This is a genomic window from Paracoccus sp. SY (genome assembly GCF_002901215.1).
Classification (GTDB): Bacteria; Pseudomonadota; Alphaproteobacteria; order Rhodobacterales; family Rhodobacteraceae; genus Paracoccus; species Paracoccus acridae.
Genome location: NZ_NWMQ01000007.1, coordinates 24,196 through 39,174 on the forward strand (window position 1 = coordinate 24,196; position 14,979 = coordinate 39,174).

Genomic DNA, 14,979 nt, shown 5'->3' on the forward strand with positions numbered 1-14,979 from the left:
GGCGCCCTTCTATGCCGCGCGGGGCGGCACGAAAAGCCGCCATCTTTCCATTTACGCGACCCGGCCTGTCGGCCAATCTGCGCGCCATGAACCGGCTTTCCCTGACGCAGCGCATTCTTCTGGTGATCCTGGCGATGCAGGCCGCGCTGTTCGCGGCCCTGGCCGTGGCCAGCCTGGAAGGCGCGCGCCGTGACATCGTCTCGGAAACCCGGCTGGCCGTGGACACCGCCCGCGCCCTGGTGCTGGCCACCGTCGGCACCATGCACGGGGCCGTGCCGCCCGACCGCATCATGCAGCTTCTGCCCGAAAGGCTGGTGGTGCCGCGCCATGTGACCCTGGGCACGGTCGATGTCATGGACGGCGTGGTGCGCCGGGCGCTGGCGCCCTCGGCCGCCCATGCCCAGGCACCCGCATGGTTCGCCCGGCTTGTGGCCCCGGACCTGCTGGAAACCCGCCTGCCGGTGGTGATCCAGGGCCGCCCGCGCGGCTATGTCTTCATCGCCAGCGACCCGGCCGAGGAGATCGCCCTGGCCTGGCGCAACCTGTCGGCCTTCCTGGGGCTGGCCGCGCTTGCCTCGGTCGTCCAGGGCATCCTGATCCTGCTGGCGACCCGGCAGGCGCTGCGGCCCGTCGCCGACATCGCCCGGCGGCTGGCCGATTTGCGCCGGGGCGATCTGTCGGCGCGCGTGGGACCGGTGGCGCAGCGCGACCTGGCACCCATCGCCGCAGGCGTGGACGACCTGGCCCAGGCGTTGCAACGGGCCCAGGCGGACCGCGCGCGGCTGCAACGCCGTGTCGTCACCCGCGGCGACGAGGAGCGCAAGGCCATCGCCCGCGACCTGCATGACGAGATGGGGCCCTGCCTGTTCGGCCTGCGGGTCGAGGCCGATGCCCTGCACGAGGCCGCCCCGACCCCCGCCATTGCCGGCCATGCGGCCGCCATTTCCCAGATCGCCGAGGAGATCGCCCGCGTGAACCGCGCCCTGCTGGGCGATCTGCGCCCCGCCGCCATCGGACAATTGCCGCTGGCGGCGGTGCTGGCGGATTACCTGTCCGATCTGGGGCGGCGTTTCCCGGACCTCGACATCGACCTGGATCTGGCACCCGGCCTGGCCGAACCCGACGAGGCGACCGCCTTGACCCTGTTCCGCATCGTGCAGGAGGGCACGACGAACGCCCTGCGCCATGCGGGGGCGTCGCGCGTGACGGTGCGGTTGTGGACCGATCCCGCCCATTGGCGGATCGAACTGTCGGACGACGGGCAAGGCATGGCGCCCGGTACGCGCGAAGGCACCGGCTTGACCGGGATGCGCGAACGCATCACCTTGCTGGGCGGCGATTTGTCCTTGTCCTCGGGGGCGGGGGGGACCACCATCAGCGCCAGCCTGCCCTTGCAGCAGTCCGAATGAAGGCCACAGATGAAATCCGCGCTTGTCATCGACGATCACCCGATCACCCATCTGGGCGCCAACCGCCTGCTGCGCGACCTGGGATACGAGCGGATCGGCCAGGCCATGTCGGGCGAGGATGCGCTGGCGCAACTGGCATCGGGCGAGGCGCCGGACCTGATCGTGCTGGACATCAGCCTGCCGGGCGCGGGCGGCCTGGATCTGGTGGCGCCGCTGCGAAATGTCGCCCCCGACGCGCGCATCCTGATCTTTTCGATGAACGACCAGACCGGCTTTGCCGCCCGCGCCCTGCAGGCGGGCGCGCAGGGATTCCTGTCGAAGAACGCGCCCCCCGCCGATTTCCGCGAGGCGGTGCGGGTGCTGGAAGCGGGCGAATTCTTTCTGTCGCCCAAGCACGCGATGGCCCTGGCGACGCTGCGGGCAGGGGCTTCGGCCGATCCGCTGGGGGCGCTGTCGGACCGCGAACGGCAGGTGCTGGCGCTGATCGGCCGGGGTCTTGGCCTTCAGGCCATCGCCGACGAACTGGATGTCAGCTACAAGACGGCGGCGAACACATCCTCGGCCCTGAAGAAGAAGCTGGGCGTGGACGGCATCAACGGGTTGATGAAATTCGCCCTGGACAGCGGAGTATGAGACCGATGCTGGGATGGTTCAGCCTGGACGACGACGCCCCGCCGGGAGAGGCCGACCGCATCCTGGCGCGGCTGTGTTCCGGCCTCGCGGATGCGGGATTGCGGCTGGCGGGCGCCATTCAGCAGAACACCGACCGCGGTGCGGATTGCGCCTGCGACATGGATGTGCTGGTCCTGGGCGAGGAAGACATGCCGATCCGCATTTCCCAGTCGCTGGGCACGGGCTCCAGCGGCTGCCGTCTGGATCCCGGCGCCCTGGAAATGGCGGCGGCGCGGGTTTCGGCAAGGCTTGCCGGGGCGGAACTGCTGATCGTGCCGAAGTTCGGCCGGCAAGAGGCGATTGGCCGCGGCTTTCGCAGCGTGATCGCCCAGGCCATCGCCCAGGACGTGCCGGTCCTGCTGCATGTGCCCGCCGAACAGCGCGCGGCCTTTGCGGAATTCTGCGACGGCATGGGCGAGCCTGTCCCGCCGGGGGGCCTGATCGAATGGTGCCTGGACCAGGTCACGGGCGTGCAGTGACCCAGGCCCCGGTCATCGACGCGCGCGGGCTGCTGTGCCCGCTGCCGGTCCTGCGGCTGCGCAAGGTCCTGCTGGAACAGCCGGCGGGCGCGCGGGTGCGGCTGTGGGCGAGCGATGCCATGGCCCTGGTCGATGTGCCGCATTTCTGCGACGGCGCCGGGCATCGGCTGGTGGCGCAGCGCGACATCGGCGGCGGTGTCCATGAATTCACCGTCGAAAGGGGGCCTTCCGCCCCCTTGGCCGCCATGGCGGCCTTACCCCCCGAGGATATTTAGACACAGAAGATGGGATGCTGGCGGTCTTTCTGAAAACCCTGCCCTTCTTCGGGCTGATCGGCCTGGGCTGGCTGGCCGCGCGAACGCGGTTCTTTCCGCAGGAAGGCGCGGCATGGCTGACGAGGTTCGTCTTCTATTTCGCGCTGTCGGCCATGCTGTTCCGGTTTGCGGCAGGGCTGGATCTGGCGGCGCTGTTCGACGGGCGGTTCGTCCTGGCCTATCTGGGGGGATCGCTGGCCGTCTGGGTGATCGGCATGGCCGCGGCGCGGGCGCGCGGCCTGCCCGTGGCCGAGGCGGCGATGGAGGCGCAGTGCTGCATGATCGGCAACACGGGCTTTCTGGGCGTGCCGATGCTTGTGGTGCTGCTGGGCGAACAGGCCGTCGGGCCGGTGCTGATGGTGCTGACCATCGACATGCTGGTCTTTTCCACGCTGATCACCCTGATCATCCATGCGGGCCGCAGCGGCGGGCTTCGCCTGGCGACGGTCGTGCCGATCCTGCGCGGCATCGTCGCCAATCCGATGATCCTGTCGATGGTGGCGGGCCTGGCCTGGGCGCAGATGCGGCTGCCCCTGCCCGGTCCCCTGGACGAGTTCCTGGTGATGCTGGGCGCGGCCGCGACACCGGGGGCGCTGTTCGCCATCGGTGCCAGCCTGGCCGGGCGCCGGATCGGCAGGCTTGCGGCCTCTGGCTGGCTGAGCGCGGCCAAGCTGGTGCTGCATCCGCTGGCCGTCGGGCTGGCCGCCTGGGCCTTGCGGGTCGAGCCGGTGGCGGCGGGCGTCATGGTGGCCGCCGCAGCCCTGCCCGTGGCGGGCAATGTCTATATCCTGGCGCAGTATTTCGGCGTGGCCCAGCAGCGCGTATCGGCCGCGATCCTGATATCGACCGCCGCCAGCATCGTGACGATACCGGTGGTCATGCTGTTGATCGGGCAGGCGTAGAAGGGAAATCCGGGCATTGAAGTTCCGCCCCGCAATCTTCGTCAAGAGCGTGGGCGGCCGCAGCGCCATGATGGTGGACTTGCCCGCTGAACCGGCCGAACGGCTTGCCGAATTGGCCGGGGAGATCGAGGACATCGTGGCGGGTCGAGGCGTCCTAGGAACTGCCGGGGCAAGTGCGGTCCCTGCAGGTCCTGTCGGTGCCGCAACCCAGACCGGCCCGCTTTCCGGTGATCAGCAATCTTGCCTCTGCAAGCGTCTGCGGCTAGCGTCCCTCCAAGCTCTGGAATAGACCCTCGATGCGCCGTGGGCGCTCACGTCTGACGACGTATGGCGGTCGAACCTGCGGATGGCCGAAAGCGGCTGTCGGCGCCGTTCAGGTGCAGGCCCAGTTTTATCACGGAGAATCGACATGCATCGCCTGATCGGCGGCGCGGTCGCAGCCCTCGGCCTTGTGCTCGGCGGCATTGCGGCAAGCGCCCAGACCCCGACCCTCTATTTCTCGGCTATCCCGGACGACGACGAAACCCGCCTGATGGAGAGGTTCGGCAAGGTCGCCGAGTATCTGTCGGAGGAACTTGGCGTGGACGTGCAATACGTGCCGGTGAAAAGCTATGCTGCTTCGGTCACGGCCTTCCGCAACGACCAGATCCAACTGGCCTGGTTCGGCGGCCTTTCGGGCGTGCAGGCGCGGCTGGCGGTGCCCGGCTCGCAGGCGCTGGCGCAGGGGACCGAGGACGGGGCCTTCGTGTCCTACTTCATCGCCCATGAAAGCACGGGGCTGGAGCCGTCCGAGGATTTCCCCCTGGACGCGGCAGGGATGAGCTTCACATTCGGGGCCCAGACCTCGACCTCGGGCCGGCTGATGCCGGAGTTCCACATCCGCGGGGAAACGGGCAAGGCGCCGGAGGAATTCTTCTCGCAGGTGGGCTTCTCGGGCGATCACGGGCAGACGCTGCGGCTCGTCTCGACGGGCGCCTATCAGGTGGGCGCGCTGAACTATACCGTCTATGACACGGCGGTGGCCGAAGGCGCCCCCGAGGTCGCGACCACCCGCGTCATCTGGAAGACGCCGCCCTATCCCGACTATAACTGGACCATCCGGGGCGATGCCGACGAACGCTTCGGCGCGGGCTTCACCGAGAAGGTGAAGCAGGCGCTGATCGGCATGGACGACCCCGAGCTTCTCGCCTCGTTCCCGCGCGAGGGGTTCGTCGAGGCCACCAACGACGACTATGCGCCGATCGAGGAAACGGGGCGGGCGCTGGGCATCCTGGACTGAAGCGCCCATGCTGAACTTCAGCGGAGAGGTGCTGTCCTATGGACGCACCACGGTTCTTTCGGACGTGGACTTCACCCTGCGTCCGGGGGAACGGGTCGTCCTGCTTGGCCGCAGCGGAGCAGGCAAGAGCACGCTGCTGAACGCCGCCTATGCCCGCATGGCCGAAAGCTTTCCCGACATCGCGCTGATCCCGCAGGAACACGGGCTGGTTCCGCAACTGTCGGTCTTCCACAACGTCTATATGGGCCGGCTCGACGCGCATGGGGCGGCCTACAACCTTGCCAACCTCGCCTGGCCCTTCCGGGCCGAGCGCCGCGCCATCGCGCCGGTGCTGGAAACAGTGGGGCTGGACGGTTTTGCCCGCGCGACCGTCGAGACCCTGTCGGGCGGTCAGAAGCAGCGGACGGCACTGGCCCGCGCCATCCATCGCGGCGGCCGCGTGCTGATCGGCGACGAGCCGGTATCGGCGGTGGATGAACGTCACGCGGCCGCCCTGATCGACGAGTTGGGGCGGCGGTTCGGGACGATCCTTCTGGCCCTGCACGATGTGGCTCTGGCGCGGCGGATCGCCACCCGCCTTGTCGGTATCCGCGCGGGCCGGATATTCTTCGACCGGCCGACGGCCGATGTTTCGGACGGTGACATCCATGACCTCTACCGTGCCTGAACGCCGGCGGCGGTTGGGCCGGGTCGGCACGGCGCTTGTCTTCGTCGTGCTGGCGGCGATGCTGCTGCCTTTCGCGGACTTCCGGCTGGGCGGACACGACCCCTGGGCCGAGTTGCGGCGGATGGCGTCGGGGCTTCTCTCGCCGGACTTCTCGTCGATCGAGGCGCTTGGCTGGGCGGCCGTGCTGACCGTGGCCTTTGCCATGTGCGGGGTCGCGCTGGGGGCCTCGGCGGGCTTCGTGCTTGCACCATTCTACCGCTTCGTGCTGGTGCGGAACTTCTGCATCGCCGTTCGGTCGATCCATGAACTGTTCTGGGCGATCCTGCTGATGCAGATCACGGGGCTTTCGGCAACGACGGGGATCCTGGCCATCGCGATCCCCTATGCGGGCATCTTCGCCAAGGTGCTTGCGGAGTATCTGGACGAGGCCGATCCCCGGCCCGCCGCCGCCATGCCGCCGCGCGCCGACCTGATCTCGGTCCATTTCTTCGCCCGCCTGCCGCTGGCCCGGCGCGAATTCCGGACCTACCTGCTCTACCGGCTGGAATGCGGGCTGCGGTCCAGCGCGGTCCTGGGCTTCGTGGGCCTGCCGACGCTGGGCTTTTCGCTCGACACGTTCTTCAAGCAGGGGATGTATGGCGCGGTCGCCGCCGTGCTCATCATCTATTATGTGCTGATCGGGACGATGCGGCTGTGGATGCGCCGGCCGCTGGTGCCGGTCTACCTGACCGCCGCGATCCTTGTCATGGCCGCCATGCCCAACCCGCCGATGGCCCCCGGCGCGCTGGTCCGCTTTCTGACCCATGACATCGTGCCCGCGCCGCTGAGAAGCGGCGATCCTGGCGATCCGGGAACATGGGCGCATTTCGGCGACTGGCTGTGGACCCTGCTGGCCGGGCAGGCGCTGCCGGGGCTGGCGGCGACGCTGATCGTGGCGCAACTGGCGCTGGTGCTGGCCGGGCTTGTCGCGCTGCTGGGCTTTCCGCTGACCGTTCCGCCGGTCGCGGGAAGGCTGGGGGCGGCGCTCGGCCATGTGGCGCTGGTCATCGCCCGCTCGACCCCCGAATACATGCTGGCCTATCTCGCCCTGCAAATCTTCGGCCCCTCGATGCTGCCTGCCGTGCTGGCACTGGGGCTGCATAATGGCGCGATCATCGCCCACCTGCTGGGCCGGCAATCGGCGCATCTCCACCAGAACCTGCGACCCGACGCCTCTCGGGGGATCGTGCTTTACGCCTATGAGCTGCTGCCGCGCATCTATGGCTCGTTCCTGGCGCTGTGCCTTTATCGGTGGGAGATCATCGTCCGCGAATCCGCGATCATCGGCCTGCTGGGCATCCCGACCCTGGGCTTCTACGTCGACCGCGCGATCCAGGAAATCCGCATCGACCGGGCGGTCGTTTTGCTGATCGTGACGATGCTGGCGACGGTGGCCATCGACTGGTTGTCCCGAAGGACGCGGGCGGCCATCGCGCCCAAGGACCTGAGGCAAGGCGCCGCGGCTGCATGAGGTCGCCGGAACACCGTTGAAGAGCATGTCAGGTCGGAAGGCCGCGGCGCAGTGCTGTCAGGCCGCTTTCCGCCAAAAGGGGTGCAAAAACTTACGCAGGCAGCCCTGCCATTCCGCGCAGGCCCATCAGCCCGGTTGTCGCCGCGCCGCCAGGCGGCCGCGATGCGAGACGACAGAGCCAATTCGATGCGCCCACCTTGCTGACTATTCCGCGCCCTCCTCCAGAAGCAGGTGGATCAGTTTGCGCGTGGCCTCGGCCCTGACAGGGTTGGGATAGTTCCGGTTCGCCAGCACCACCACGCCGATCTGCTCGGAAGGGATCATCGCGACATAGGAGCCGAACCCGTTGGTCGCGCCGGTCTTGTTGAGAAAGACCTTGCCGTCCAGGGCTATCGCTGCCCGTCGTGTCATCGGCTGCGGTGTCATCGCCATGTCAGCCGAGTTGCCGGCCGCGAGTTCGGAAGCATCCACCGGCCACGGATATCCTTCCCAGACCATGGCCTGGGCATAGTGGGCGGTATCGAATTCTGACATCCGGGTCTTGGCCAGTGCCGCCGTCATCGCGTCCTCAAGGGCGAGATTGCCAAGGTGGGCGTCGAGAAAGCGGATCATGTCTGTGACTGTGGATTTGATGCCATAGGCTTCGGCATCCAGCATGCCGGGGCTGACCCGGACCGGGCTGTCATCGGTCCGCGCGTATCCGAAGGCATAATGTCCCATCGCCGCCTTCGGCACCGTGACAAAGGTGCTGTTCAGGCCAAGCGCAGGCAGCAGATCCTCGTTGATGGCATCTTCATAGGACTTCCCGAACCGTTCGGCCGTGATCACGCCAAGCAGGCCGATGCTGACGTTCGAATAGGAACGGAGGGATTTGGTGTCTCCTTCGGGCTTCCAGGCGGCAAGATAGGTCATCAGCGCCTGATGATCGGCGATATCATCCGGGACCTGCAAAGGCAGGCCGCCGGTGGCATGGGCGGCCAGATCGTAAAGCGAGATCCCGTCGAAAGCCGTGCCAGCAAGCACGGGAAGCCCTGCCGAAACAGGGTCCTGCAATGACAGAAGACCCTTTTCTTCCGCCAGGGCGGCAAGCGCCACGTTGAACAGCTTGCTGTTCGATCCAAGCTCGAAAATGGTATCGGGCCCGACGGGACGAGACGCCGCGCGATCGGCCATGCCGTCGGCAAAGACGTAATGCCGCCCTTCCAGCGTGACGCCGACTGCGATACCTGGAATGTCGAACTCCTCGATGACCGGCCGGAAGACACTTTCGCTGATCGCCTGGAAGTCCTGCCGGGTCAGGTCCTGGGCATGGGCCGAAGCGGCGAGCATCGCGGTTGCGAAGCCGAGAAGTCGAACAATGATCATCATCTTTGCCTTGCGTTTGGTCGGGCGGACAGGGCCGCGTCCGAACCATGAGGAAAACTTACTGGATGGAGGTAAGGCGACCTGACGGCAGGCTTCAAATGATCGTTTCTTGCGGTACAGGTGAGGAAAACTAATAGGCCCGGCCATGGATCGACCGAACATCCCCCTTAACGCCCTTCGGGCCTTCGAGGCGGCTGCCCGCCACCTGACGCTGTCCAAGGCGGCGGTGGAACTTTGCGTCACCCAGGCGGCTCTCAGCCATCAGATCCGCAATCTTGAGGATCGACTTGGCGTAGCGCTGTTCCGAAGGGTGCCGAGAGGCCTGGTCCTGACCGAGGAAGGTGCCGCCCTTGCGCCTGTGCTGACAAGATCCCTGGATGCGATCGGCAACACGCTCGACCGCTTCTCGGGAGGGCGCTATCACGAAGCTCTGCATGTGGGCGTGGTGGGGACCTTTGCGACAGGCTGGCTCATTCCGCGGCTGGCGGACTTCGAGGCAGCCCACCCGGAAGTCGACTTGCGGGTGTTCACCAACAACAATCGCGTCAGTATCCCGGCTGAAGGTCTTGATCTGGCGATCCGCTTTGGTGACGGATCCTGGCACGGCCTGGACGCCTGGCGGATCCTGAACGCCCCCTTGACCCCGATGTGCGCGCCATCTCTTGCTCTCTCCGTCATTTCTCCCGAAGATCTGAACAAACACCGCTTGCTGCGGTCCTATCGGGCAGGCGAATGGGAAGGGTGGTTTACAGGCCAAGGGCTGATCTGCCCGCCGTTGCGCGGACCGATCCTCGACAGTTCGGTCGCATTGGCCGACATGGCGTCACAGGGGCACGGCGTCGCCCTTCTTCCCGCCGCACTGCTCAGCCACTGGGAAAGGACAGGACGGCTTGTTCGACCCTTCGATCATTCGGTTGCCCTGGGAAGCTACTGGTTGACGCGGCTTCAGTCCCGACCAGAGACCACAGGCATGCGGAGCTTTCGCCAGTGGCTCCAGCAGGCACTGTTCTGCGATGAAGGTACGGGACAATTGACGGCCTAGGAATTCAAACGGCCGAGTTGGCCCTGCTGCCGCGCGCCTGCCATCAACTGCGACACTTCCCCCGAGGTTGAGCGGTCCGGTTCAAATCACAAGCTGGGGCATACCCGAGGATGGATCGTGCAATGCTTCTGTCCAACCACACGATGCTGCGGGACAGGGCCGGGACGGTTGGCCTTCAAGCGCGGCTAGATGCCCTCCTGCCGGGCTGCCAGCCCCTTGGCGAGGATCGCGCCGGTGGGCCGCCCCGTGGGCGAGCCGCCACGCGGTTCCAGCGTAATCTCGTAAAGCTGGCCATCGGCGGGTTCCGGCAGGCGCGGGGCGTCCAGGTCAGCCGTGCCGGTGCCGGTCAGCAGGCCCAGGGAAATCGGTCCCATCTCTGCCGAAGGCAGCGTCCAAACCTGCATCTGCCGGTCCTGCGGAACCTCGACGCCGTTGACGAAGCGGATGCGGGCATCGGCACCGCCATAATCCTCGACCACGGCCGTGGGGGCCCCCGCATTGTCCAGAAGCACGGCGATCACGACCGGCTCGGGCGCGAACCAGGATCCGCCCAGAACCGCGCCCGCCAGAATGCCGATGGCAGCGGCGATGCCCGCAGGAAGCATCCGGCCGGGGCGCCGGGGACTGTTGGCGGCTGTCGGAACCGGGTTGGGCGTCGGCAGCGGGATCGGCTGGGACGCAGCCAGGCGTGCGCGGATCCCCTCCCACAGGGCTTCCGCGCCAGGATGCTCTTCGGCCGTCATGTCCAACGGCAACAGCCTGTCGCGCGACCGCGCGACAGCCGCGGCCCAGGTCGCGTCTGCAATCAGGGCAGCCTCGGCCTCTGCCTCTTGGTCATCGTCCAGCAGACCCAGCACAAAGGCGTCGGCGCGGGCGTCCAGGGTATCTTGCGTCATGACAGGCACCTCCGCAGCAGGTCCAGACCCCGGCGTATCCATGACTTCGCGGTGCCAAGCGGCACCGACTGGATCGCCGCGATCTCGCCATGGGTGAAACCGCCGACATAGGCCAGCAGGATAGCACGCCGAGATGCCGGTTCCAGGCCATGCAGGCAGTCCTTCAGCGCGACCTGGTCGCCAAGCGCATCCAGTCCCGCGCCCGCCGCCTGCAGGCGCGCGTCCTGCATTGCGGTCAGGTCGGCCGGCGCAAGGCTTTCCAGACGCCTGCCATCGCGCAGGACGTTCAGGCACCGATTGCGCAGGATCGCGAAAATCCAGCCTCGGGCCGACCCGTCGCCTGCCCGGAACTGATGTGCCTTGCGCCAGATCTGGACCATGCAGTCCTGCACCGCCTCCTCGGCCAGATCGCGCCGCTGCAGCATCCGATGCGCCACACCCAGCATCCGTCCGCCTTCGGCATCGAGGATCTGGCGCAGGGCATGCTGGTCCCCTGCGGCGCAGCGCTGCAGCGCGTCGGCCAGATCTTCCGATGCCGCAGCGGCGGGTGCGATCATGCGTGTGCCTCCCCTTGTCGCGGGACAGGGTTGCACGCCAAGGCGCGGGTGGTCCAGCCGTCGCGATGCGGTTTCCATGTCACCCCGACACATCGACCGCGCCGCCGGATGCGGTCCGAAAAAATAATCCGCCCGCTGCATCCAGAAGCGCGCCTTGCCGTGTCTTGAAGGAACGGGTGGCCCAGGTCGCCTGCAAACCGAAAGGATCGAGACATGACTGTATCTTGCACCGCACTTGCCGCCACCCTGGCGCTTGGCGTCACCGCCAGCATCGCCGCCGCTGCCCCCGTGATTGGCCTCGTCGATGGCACCACGCTTGCCATGTTCGATAGCGAAACCCCGGCCCAGGTGTCGACGATGCCCATCACGGGCGTCGAGATGCTGGTCGGGATCGACTATCGTCCCGGCAATGGCACGCTGGTGGGCGTGACCAGCGACAACCGGATCGTCACCCTGGATGCGACAACCGGCGCCGCGACCGAGCTTTCAACCATGAACATGCCCCTGTCCGCCTCCGAGATGCCGGTGATCGTTGACTTCAATCCGATGGCCGACCGGCTGCGGCTGATGACCGGCACGACAAACCACCGCGTCAATGTCGAGACGGGCGAAGTCACGGTGGACGGCAGCCTGGCCTTCGAGGAAGGCGACATGCACGCGGGCGAGATGCCGATGATCGCGGCGGCAGCCTATACCAACAGCTTCGGCAAGCCCGAGGAAACGGCGATGTATGACATCGACACCACCATCGGCGCTCTTATCCGCCAAACCTCGCCCAATGACGGAACGCTGGCGGCCGTGGGCAAGCTGGGCATCGCCATGGACGACACGACCCCCGCCTTCGACATTCAGACTGCCGAAGACGGCATCAACACCGCCTGGCTGGTCGCGGGGGGTACGATCTATACGATCGATCTGGAAACAGGTGCCGCAACCGAGGTCGGCAGGCTGGAGGGCATCGACGGCGACCTGACCGACATTGCGGTCATGCCCGCAATGTAGCGTCCCGTTCGGACTGGATGGTCCCTGTTTCATGGCCGCCTTTTCCGCCGATTTAGAGGCGAGGCGGCCATGATGGGCACGGGCAGTTTTACGGACGGCTTCAAAGCGACCGTGTGTCTTGCAGGGATGCAAGGTGAGCTGCACTTTGTGGCCGGGCCTTGGGGCCGGTTCTCGGCCGGGGCGACGTGCCGCCTCCCATGCATCCTGTCACCAGCCGGGTTCAAGCGGCAGCAGGCGATGGGACGAAAATCGGGGCTAGTCCAGGGTCATGATGCGCAAGATCGAAAAACCAGTTCACGCAAGCCCAGAGGATGAACAGCTACGCCCCTCACCGCCAGGCGGTCCGACACTTTCCCGCAAAGCGGCGATGTGCTTTGGCAATGGTCCGGTTTGGTCTTCTTCGGCATTCCAAGGCATCTGGCCGTTTTACCAAGCTTGATGCCAGGACGATCTCAGTCTGCTGCCAAAGGGAAAAACATCGGCGAGAAGCGTGGGCGTGATTCTTCGCGCCTTCCGTCAGCCTCGCTGCCTCGAAGAAGGAATAGTGGCCATTCGAGGAAGACTTCAGTGGCAATCCATACGGGAAAACTGGTCGGAGCGAGAGGATTCGAACCTCCGACCCCCTGCTCCCGAAGCAGGTGCGCTACCAGGCTGCGCTACGCTCCGACCGTGACGGGGCAGGTAGCGCGGGGCGGGCAGGATTGCAAGCCCCGTCAGGGGCGCGGCGGCCATATTCTTTGCAGAAGCGACGTGCGCGGCGCCGTCACCGTTTCCGCCCGGATGCGAGAGGCGATCACCGGGCGGTTGGCGGAATTGCCGCCCCGGCCTTCGCGCCAGACGATATAGATGCCCGATGCGATGATGATCGTGGCGCCCGCGAAGGTCGGCAGGTCCAGAACCTCGTCGAAGAAGATCCAGCCATAGGCGGTGGCCCAGAGGATCTGCGAATACTGCATCGGCGCGACGATCGCGGCCTCTCCGGCGCGGTAGGCCAGGATCAGCAGGAAGCCCGCGACAAGGCCCAGGCAGGCGATCACCCCGGCAAGGGCCAAATGCGGCAGTTCCATCGGGCGATAGCCGATGGCCAGCGAAGCGCCGGTGGCCAGGAAATTGCCCAGCATCGGCCACATCAACAGCACCAAGGGGCGTTCCGACCGGCCCAGCTTGCGCAGGATCACCGCCGTCGTCGCCGATGCGATGGCCGAGGCGAGCGCCGCGAGATGACCCCATCCCAGCGACTGCGCGCCCGGCCGCAGCACGACCAGCACCCCCAGAAGGCCGATCACCACCGCCGCCCAGCGGTGCGGGCCGACCTTCTCGCCCAGAAGCGGGATCGACAGGATCGTGACCAGCAGCGGCGCCGCGAACAGGATCGAATAAACCTGCGCCAGGGGCAGTTGCGAAAAGGCGAAGAAGCTGCCCATCCCGGCGATCACCCCCACCACCGTGCGGACCGCGACCCAGCCGGGATTGGCGGGCCGCAGCGTGCCGGGCGTGGGATCGCGCATGATGATGACCATCACCAGCGGAAAGGACAGCAGCGACGAGAAGAACAGCACCTGGAGCGCGGGATACTGCGCCCCAAGCACCTTGATGACCGCGTCATGCGTCGCATAGATGCCCATCGCCAGCAGGGCGAGGGCCGCGCCACGGACGTTGGACGCGGCTTCCATCAGGCTTGCGACAGGGCCGCGACGATCCGGTCGCCCATCTCGGCGGTGGACACGGGCGTGCCGCCGTCGGGACCCATCAGGTCGGCCGTGCGCACGCCGTCCGCCAGCACCTTTTCCACCGCCCGTTCCAGGTCGGAGGCTGCCTGGCCTTCGTCGAAGGAATAGCGCAGCGCCATCGCGAAGGACAGGATGCAGGCGATCGGGTTGGCCTTGCCCTGCCCCGCGATGTCGGGCGCGCTGCCATGGACGGGTTCATACATCGCCTTGGGCCGGCCATTCGCCATCGGCGCGCCCAAGGATGCCGAGGGCAGCATCCCCAGCGACCCGGTCAGCATCGCAGCGGCGTCCGACAGAAGGTCGCCGAACAGGTTGTCGGTCACGATCACGTCGAACTGGCGCGGGTTGCGCACCAGCTGCATCGCGCCGTTGTCGGCATACATGTGGGTCAGCTCCACGTCGGGATATTCGTTGTCATGGACCCACTGCACCTCCTCGCGCCAGAGGATGCCGGATTCCATCACATTGGCCTTCTCCATCGAGCAGACCTTGTTGTTGCGGCGCCGCGCAAGTTCGAAGGCGGACCGGGCCACGCGGCGGATCTCTCCGCTGGTGTAACGCTGGGTGTTGATGCCGACGCGGCCGCCCTCGTTGTCGGGGTTGTTGCCGTCGGCATGGATGCCGCGCGGTTCGCCGAAATAGACGCCCGAGGTCAGTTCCCGCACGATCAGGATGTCGAGGCCCGCCACCACCTCGCGCTTGAGGCTGCTGAAATCGGCAAGCGCGTCAAAGCACTGCGCCGGGCGCAGGTTGGCGTAAAGATCCATTTCCTTGCGCAGGCGCAACAGGCCGCGCTCGGGTTTGACGCTGAAATCCAGCACATCGTATTTGGGCCCGCCGACCGCGCCCAGCAGGACCGCGTCCACGGCCTGAGCCTCGGCCATCGTTTCGTCCGTCAGGGGCGTGCCATGCGCGTCATAGGCGGCGCCGCCGACCAGACCTTGCCGGATGTCGAAGGACATGCCGCGATTGGCCCCGAACCAGTCGATGACCTTCACGACCTCGGCCATGACCTCGGGGCCGATCCCGTCGCCGGGCAGGATAAGAAGCGAATAGCTGTCGGACATGCGGGCCTCCCTCTTGACGCGGGTTCCGGGTTAGACGGGCGCCGGGATGGGGTCAAGCGGGGGCGGGGGCGCCAAAGGTCTGGCCCGC

General features: G+C 66.8%; 15 protein-coding genes and 1 tRNA gene. 10 read left to right on the forward strand and 6 right to left on the reverse strand.

The window, feature by feature from the left end:
* Nucleotides 1-86: 86 nt before the first annotated feature.
* The 8 genes from CK944_RS07910 (at nucleotide 87) to CK944_RS07950 (ending at nucleotide 7,232) form a co-directional block, all read left to right on the forward strand.
* Nucleotides 87-1,409 (forward strand): ATP-binding protein, encoded by a 1,323-nt coding sequence (locus CK944_RS07910; protein WP_146038625.1) that lies wholly within the window; start codon nucleotides 87-89, stop codon nucleotides 1,407-1,409.
* A gap of 9 nt (nucleotides 1,410-1,418) precedes the next feature.
* Nucleotides 1,419-2,042, forward strand: a complete 624-nt coding sequence (locus tag CK944_RS07915) for a response regulator transcription factor (protein ID WP_103172521.1) — start codon at nucleotides 1,419-1,421, stop codon at nucleotides 2,040-2,042.
* 5 nt (nucleotides 2,043-2,047) lie between these two features.
* Complete coding sequence (locus tag CK944_RS07920) at nucleotides 2,048-2,560, forward strand: DUF2478 domain-containing protein (RefSeq protein WP_103172522.1); 513 nt, start codon at nucleotides 2,048-2,050, stop codon at nucleotides 2,558-2,560.
* Nucleotides 2,557-2,835: a sulfurtransferase TusA family protein gene (locus tag CK944_RS07925; RefSeq protein WP_371411657.1), complete on the forward strand. Its 279-nt coding sequence runs from the start codon at nucleotides 2,557-2,559 to the stop codon at nucleotides 2,833-2,835. The genes CK944_RS07920 and CK944_RS07925 overlap by 4 nt, the downstream gene beginning before the upstream one ends.
* A gap of 14 nt (nucleotides 2,836-2,849) precedes the next feature.
* Nucleotides 2,850-3,776, forward strand: a complete 927-nt coding sequence (locus CK944_RS07930; protein WP_103172524.1) for an AEC family transporter — start codon at nucleotides 2,850-2,852, stop codon at nucleotides 3,774-3,776.
* A gap of 409 nt (nucleotides 3,777-4,185) precedes the next feature.
* Entirely contained in the window at nucleotides 4,186-5,055 is an 870-nt protein-coding gene (locus CK944_RS07940) for a putative selenate ABC transporter substrate-binding protein (protein WP_103172526.1), read from the forward strand.
* Between the two features lie 7 nt (nucleotides 5,056-5,062).
* On the forward strand, nucleotides 5,063-5,722 hold the full coding sequence (locus tag CK944_RS07945) for an ATP-binding cassette domain-containing protein (protein WP_103172527.1): 660 nt from the start codon (nucleotides 5,063-5,065) through the stop codon (nucleotides 5,720-5,722).
* Nucleotides 5,703-7,232 carry an ABC transporter permease gene (locus CK944_RS07950; RefSeq protein ID WP_103172528.1) on the forward strand — a complete coding sequence of 510 codons (1,530 nt, stop codon included), beginning with the start codon at nucleotides 5,703-5,705 and terminating at the stop codon, nucleotides 7,230-7,232. The genes CK944_RS07945 and CK944_RS07950 overlap by 20 nt, the downstream gene beginning before the upstream one ends.
* Nucleotides 7,233-7,436: 204 nt before the next feature.
* Here CK944_RS07950 and ampC read toward each other — a convergent pair whose 3' ends face one another.
* Entirely contained in the window at nucleotides 7,437-8,600 is a 1,164-nt protein-coding gene (ampC, locus tag CK944_RS07955) for a class C beta-lactamase (RefSeq protein ID WP_103172529.1), read from the reverse strand.
* A 142-nt stretch (nucleotides 8,601-8,742) separates the two neighbouring features.
* Here ampC and CK944_RS07960 point away from each other — a divergent pair, with 142 nt between their 5' ends.
* On the forward strand, nucleotides 8,743-9,639 hold the full coding sequence (locus CK944_RS07960; protein WP_103172530.1) for a LysR family transcriptional regulator: 897 nt from the start codon (nucleotides 8,743-8,745) through the stop codon (nucleotides 9,637-9,639).
* A gap of 185 nt (nucleotides 9,640-9,824) precedes the next feature.
* Here CK944_RS07960 and CK944_RS07965 read toward each other — a convergent pair whose 3' ends face one another.
* Complete coding sequence (locus tag CK944_RS07965) at nucleotides 9,825-10,535, reverse strand: anti-sigma factor domain-containing protein (RefSeq protein ID WP_103172531.1); 711 nt, start codon at nucleotides 10,533-10,535, stop codon at nucleotides 9,825-9,827.
* Entirely contained in the window at nucleotides 10,532-11,092 is a 561-nt protein-coding gene (locus CK944_RS07970; protein ID WP_103172532.1) for a sigma-70 family RNA polymerase sigma factor, read from the reverse strand. Before CK944_RS07970 ends, CK944_RS07965 begins: the two co-directional genes overlap by 4 nt.
* A gap of 213 nt (nucleotides 11,093-11,305) precedes the next feature.
* Between CK944_RS07970 and CK944_RS07975 the strand changes: the two genes are divergently transcribed.
* Nucleotides 11,306-12,094 carry a DUF4394 domain-containing protein gene (locus CK944_RS07975; RefSeq protein ID WP_103172533.1) on the forward strand — a complete coding sequence of 263 codons (789 nt, stop codon included), beginning with the start codon at nucleotides 11,306-11,308 and terminating at the stop codon, nucleotides 12,092-12,094.
* A gap of 589 nt (nucleotides 12,095-12,683) precedes the next feature.
* Here CK944_RS07975 and CK944_RS07980 read toward each other — a convergent pair.
* The 3 genes from CK944_RS07980 to leuB form a co-directional block, all read right to left on the reverse strand.
* Nucleotides 12,684-12,760: transfer RNA gene (locus CK944_RS07980), tRNA-Pro, on the reverse strand.
* Nucleotides 12,761-12,807: 47 nt separating this feature from the next.
* A complete protein-coding gene (locus tag CK944_RS07985; protein WP_103172534.1) occupies nucleotides 12,808-13,767 on the reverse strand; it encodes a DMT family transporter in 960 nt (319 codons plus the stop codon).
* A complete protein-coding gene (gene leuB, locus CK944_RS07990) occupies nucleotides 13,767-14,891 on the reverse strand; it encodes a 3-isopropylmalate dehydrogenase (RefSeq protein ID WP_103172535.1) in 1,125 nt (374 codons plus the stop codon). The genes CK944_RS07985 and leuB overlap by 1 nt, the downstream gene beginning before the upstream one ends.
* Nucleotides 14,892-14,979 lie beyond the last annotated feature (88 nt).

What these genes read in the sequence shown, in the direction of transcription:
- CK944_RS07910 (WP_146038625.1), top strand. Translation starts at nt 87, where the DNA reads ATGAACCGGCTTTCCCTGACGCAGCGCATTCTTCTGGTGATCCTGGCG.
- CK944_RS07915 (WP_103172521.1), top strand. Translation starts at nt 1,419, where the DNA reads ATGAAATCCGCGCTTGTCATCGACGATCACCCGATCACCCATCTGGGC.
- CK944_RS07920 (WP_103172522.1), top strand. Translation starts at nt 2,048, where the DNA reads ATGCTGGGATGGTTCAGCCTGGACGACGACGCCCCGCCGGGAGAGGCC.
- CK944_RS07930 (WP_103172524.1), top strand. Translation starts at nt 2,850, where the DNA reads ATGCTGGCGGTCTTTCTGAAAACCCTGCCCTTCTTCGGGCTGATCGGC.
- CK944_RS07940 (WP_103172526.1), top strand. Translation starts at nt 4,186, where the DNA reads ATGCATCGCCTGATCGGCGGCGCGGTCGCAGCCCTCGGCCTTGTGCTC.
- CK944_RS07945 (WP_103172527.1), top strand. Translation starts at nt 5,063, where the DNA reads ATGCTGAACTTCAGCGGAGAGGTGCTGTCCTATGGACGCACCACGGTT.
- CK944_RS07950 (WP_103172528.1), top strand. Translation starts at nt 5,703, where the DNA reads ATGACCTCTACCGTGCCTGAACGCCGGCGGCGGTTGGGCCGGGTCGGC.
- ampC (WP_103172529.1), bottom strand. Translation starts at nt 8,600, where the DNA reads ATGATGATCATTGTTCGACTTCTCGGCTTCGCAACCGCGATGCTCGCC.
- CK944_RS07960 (WP_103172530.1), top strand. Translation starts at nt 8,743, where the DNA reads ATGGATCGACCGAACATCCCCCTTAACGCCCTTCGGGCCTTCGAGGCG.
- CK944_RS07965 (WP_103172531.1), bottom strand. Translation starts at nt 10,535, where the DNA reads ATGACGCAAGATACCCTGGACGCCCGCGCCGACGCCTTTGTGCTGGGT.
- CK944_RS07970 (WP_103172532.1), bottom strand. Translation starts at nt 11,092, where the DNA reads ATGATCGCACCCGCCGCTGCGGCATCGGAAGATCTGGCCGACGCGCTG.
- CK944_RS07975 (WP_103172533.1), top strand. Translation starts at nt 11,306, where the DNA reads ATGACTGTATCTTGCACCGCACTTGCCGCCACCCTGGCGCTTGGCGTC.
- CK944_RS07985 (WP_103172534.1), bottom strand. Translation starts at nt 13,767, where the DNA reads ATGGAAGCCGCGTCCAACGTCCGTGGCGCGGCCCTCGCCCTGCTGGCG.
- leuB (WP_103172535.1), bottom strand. Translation starts at nt 14,891, where the DNA reads ATGTCCGACAGCTATTCGCTTCTTATCCTGCCCGGCGACGGGATCGGC.